This window comes from Chitinophagaceae bacterium (assembly GCA_007695095.1).
Lineage (GTDB): Bacteria > Bacteroidota > Bacteroidia > Chitinophagales > REEL01 > REEL01.
Window position 1 is genome coordinate 1 of record REEL01000060.1, and the last position, 4,767, is coordinate 4,767.

Annotated in this window: 1 protein-coding gene; it reads right to left on the minus strand. The window is 36.9% G+C overall.

All coding sequences use genetic code 11. The features are described 5' to 3' along the window. A partial coding sequence (locus tag EA412_01675) for a PKD domain-containing protein (GenBank protein ID TVR82327.1) occupies positions 1 to 4,767 on the minus strand: 4,767 nt, incomplete at both ends.

Genomic DNA, 4,767 nt, shown 5'->3' on the forward strand with positions numbered 1-4,767 from the left:
TATAGTTTTCATTCAAATGCCTTATCTGAAAGTAATACTGCCCTGAAGAAAGACTGCTTACATTAATCAGGTAAGAATTCAGACCTCTGTTACCCCTTTCTTTGAACAATTCACTGATAATTTGACCCTGATGGTTAAAAATTGAAACTTCAATCTGTTCCCTTTGCGGCAAAATAATATCAAGGTTTACAATATCACTGGAAGGGTTTGGATATGGGTTTACAATTCTGATTAAGTTCGTCAGCGTTTTACATGCACGGTTATTTTCAGGTCTTTCATCAATTTCTCCATTAGGATTTCTTACCTCAGCACAAATGTATTGTCTGGAGGAAGCTCCGGAGATAAAGAAGGAAGCATTAGCTACATAGTTCATAACTTGTCCGCTGTTTAATGTGCCTTCCCAACTTTCTTTTACTGTTGATCCGTCACCTAAGGTGAAATAAATATCAAAAGAGTTAATTTCGCGTGTTCCCAGATTTGCCAAACGAACAATCATCTGAGCATCTAAACTTCCGTCATCTTGTATTATCTGATTAACTTGCAGTTCTTCAATGGAAATATCCAATAATGCAGGTGCAACATTAAGTTGTCTGCTAAAGGTATCTTTACATCCTGCAAAGTCTTCAGCTATAAGCTTAATAGTATAAACACTATCTTCGGTATAGGTAAATTCAGGGTTAGTTTCATTGCTGACTGCACCCTTTGTTCCTAAGTCCCAGAAGTAAAAGTTTCCACCGGAAGAGGTATTTGAAAAGTTCACCGTTAGTGGAGAAGCTCCAAAATCCGGGCTCATAGTAAATGATGCAACAGGCGCTTCATTCACAATAATATTTTCCTGTAAATTAACTCTGCAACCATTAAGCGTTTCAATTACATAAGTTATATTTTGATTGCCGGTTTCTTCAAAAGTAATACTCGGATTATGCAAACCGCTAATGGTGTCTCCGTCAATTATATAATATGAGTTTACAATTGAATCGCCTAAAAGATTGCTATTGTCAGTAAATTCAAAAGGAATTCCTGCACACAACTCAGTAGGAGTAAACGAGGGTTGTGGCTCCGGTAATATTGTTACATTTTTTGTTACCGTATCTCTGCATCCCAAGGCATTTACAACCTCCATACTAACTGTATAAACACCGGCTGAACTATAGGAGTGCTGAGCTTCACTATCAAATGATATTCCACCGGCATCTCCAAAGTTCCATTGGTGGCTAACAATAGAAAATGAAGGAGTAATGTCTTTAAAAATTGTTGGACTACCTATGCAGGTATTTTCTACACTGAAATTTGCATTTATAGAGGGGTAAACTTCTATTTCTCTTGAAAATTCAGCACTACATCCGTTATTTGAGGTAACCTCTAAAGACACATCATAAAATCCTCCTTCCGGAAATATAAATGAAGGATTAAAAGCTGTTGAAGTCCCTAAAGTATCAAAAGTCCAGTTATTAGTGGTTAAAAACCCACCCGGAGGGGCGGTGCTTAAATTGTTAAAATTCAATAAATTGCCTCCGCAACTCAGTCCTGCATTGAATGAGGCTGTAGGTTTAGGATTTACCTCTATTGTTCTGCTTGCTGAGCCAAAACAACCATCACTGGTTTCGATAGTGAGGTCAATAGTGTAAGTGCCGGCTTGAGAATAGGCAAATATCGGATTTGAAACACTATCTGTATTGCCATCTCCAAAATCCCAGTACCAATTTGTTAGCGTTGAAGGTGGGTTTACGGTTGTTAAGTCAATTAAATTAATTGCCTCATCGACACAGGCAGGATTAGTAATAAAATCAACATTTGGAGCATCACCTATAATTGTGATGTTTATAGTGTCTCTTGCAACACAAGCATTTGCATTCCTGACTTCAACCCAATAATCACCTGAATTAAATACAACAATAGAAGAGCCGCTTTCTCCATTATTCCAAAGATAACTGACCGCTTCTGAGCTCCCGCTTTCTAAGCTTAAAGTGTTTCCGGTACATAAGTCAATATCCGGACCCAGGCTAGCCTGAGTCACAAATGAATCTATAACTACGACAACACTATCGGTATAAGAACATCCAAGTGTATCACTTACAGTAACAAAATAGGTTCCTGCACTATCAATTGTAATATTATTGTTTATAGAGCCATCAGACCACGCAAAGCTATATCCCTGATCTATACCTAAATCATATTCAAAAGTTTCATTTTGACAAAGGATAAAGGCGTCTTCCAAAAACTGTCCGGGGAAATTCACTTTTATGGAATCAGTAGAAGTAAAACCGAACATATCTGTAACCGTAACAGCATAGACTCCGGTACTATTCACAGAAGTTGAAGAAGTTGTATCGCCATTTGACCAAAGATAACTGACAAACCAGGGTTTTTCAGCACTTAAAGGTTGAGCACAAAAACCATAATCAACACTAATGTCAGGCCCTAAATTTACAGGAGGGCTGTATTTAAACTGTAGATATTTTTCTATAAGGGCGATCTCAGTTGAGTCAGTACTATTTATAAAAATAATTTCTGAAATATTTCCATTTAAATGATAGGTTTCCCCATCATCTGTAGTGTTATTATAAGCTCCTACCAAAAAGCGATTGGGAGAAGTCATGTCATGACTGCCAATAATGTTAGACGTTCCTTTTAGCGTATTATTGTAAAAAAAGGAATTCGTATTAATGCTTCTTTTATTGACTCCTTTGAAAAAGGAGAAGTTATTGTTTTGTTTGGGTGTTGTAATATCTCTGTTTCCGCTATCCCTGTATTGCATAGTAAGTTGACTGTTCAGCGAGAAAAGAGCGTATCTGTTCGGGTTACCCGTTAAAATAGATTTGGCAAAAAATGTCCCTGTATTTGAAGTCATATTACCCACCACGAAAAATGTTCGGCTATCTGTACCAATATTTAAAATATTTCCACCATCAAGAAATTGGCTCCCGTTGAAGTTAATTGTAGGTTGATTATTTAATATACTGCCGGAAACTACGGTAGGTTGACGAGCACTTACAGTTTGTAACACATTATGGTTATTGCCACTTAAATCAAGCCATTCGCTTACATTATTCCCACTACCTAATTGCACATCATCTGCACGCAACCATAAGCTAAGAGAAGCAACTTCGTCGGCAAGCCAAAGTAAAGTAAATTTCCGTGAAGGTGTTTCTGCAAAATCATCACAAATATTAAAGGCTCTTACCCTCCAGTAATAGTCCTGATTGTCTGTCAAATTAATATCAATAGCATTTGTATTCACTAATGTGTCAATTAAAATAGTTGAAAAGCTTTCAACTTCACTGATTTGTAGTCTGTAGTAAAGTGCATTTTTAGCCGTATTCCATTCAAAAGAAACTTCATTCTCTGTTGTAATAAAATTATTTGTAGGTTGAAATCCGGTAAAATTTGCTACATCTTGTGCATCTGCCGGGGAAACAACCGTAACGGAATCATTGAAATTAGCTGTACATCCATTTGCTGTAAGTATATCTATTTCCACATTGTAATTGCCGGCATTTACATAGGTGTTTGAAACTTCTATACCTGAAGCAGTATTTGAATCCCCGAAATTCCAATTTACAGCAACTATGGAGTCACCAGTAGCTGCTGAGCTTAAACTTTGAAAGTTAACAGCAATGTTTTCACAGCCACCCAGAAAGCCAAACTCTGCTTGCGGTAATTCATAAATGACAATTTCTTTAGAAAATTCAGCATTACAACCAACGGCAGTTGAAGCGGTAAGGGTTACCTGATGAAGCCCGGAATTCAAAAATTCATAAACCGGATTTTCAACTGTATCTGTTTGACCATTTCCAAAATCCCAAAAATAATCGGTGATAATATCCGGTAAAATAGCCTGAGATTGATTAATAAAAGTGGTTTCAGTTCCGAGACATACAGAGTCTGCTGTAAACGAAACATTGGGTGATTTACCTATAATATCCACAAAAATACTGTCTGAAGCCTGACAACCATTTGAATTTATAACATTTAGAATGTAAGTGTCAGTAGAATCTATAACAATAGAAGGATTTGTAGATCCCGTACTCCAACTGTAACTTTGGACAAGCTGAGCACCTGTTGTTAATTCTATAGAGTTTCCTTCACATAATTGGACATCCGGCCCGAGAGAAATCTGGTTTTTAAAAGAATCCACTAAGACTTCAAAAGTATCGGATTGGAAAATACAATTATTAGAATCAGTAACAGTAAAGTAAACGCTGCCTTCCTGAGTCACATTCAAAAAGGGTTCTGTACTTCCGTTATTCCACAAAAAATCATAAGTTGCAGATGGTAAGCCGGTATCAAACAAAACAGAATCACCCAAACAAACAGTATAGCTTTCGTTAAAATTAAGATTACCCGGATAATTAAGTTGAATTGAGTCGGTAGAGGTATAGCCAAACCTGTCAGTAACTGTTACACTATAAGTGCCGGGTTGATTAGCTGTAATAGAGGAAGTTGTTTCACCGGTAGACCATAAATAACTGACATACCAGGGTTTTTCTGCTGAAATAGTTTGCGGGCAAAACCCATATTCTGCTGTAATGTCCGGACCTAAATTAACAGGAGGAGCATATTTGTAACGCAGATATTTTTCTATTAATGCTATCTCAGCAGTATCTGCACTATTGATAAAAATAATCTCAGAAATGTTTCCATTCAGATGATACGTTTCTCCATTGTCAGAAGGATTATTATAGGCACCTACTAAAAAACGATTTGTGGAGGTCATGTCCTGAGCAGCATTTATTACAGATGTTCCTGAAATCTCATTGTTGTAGA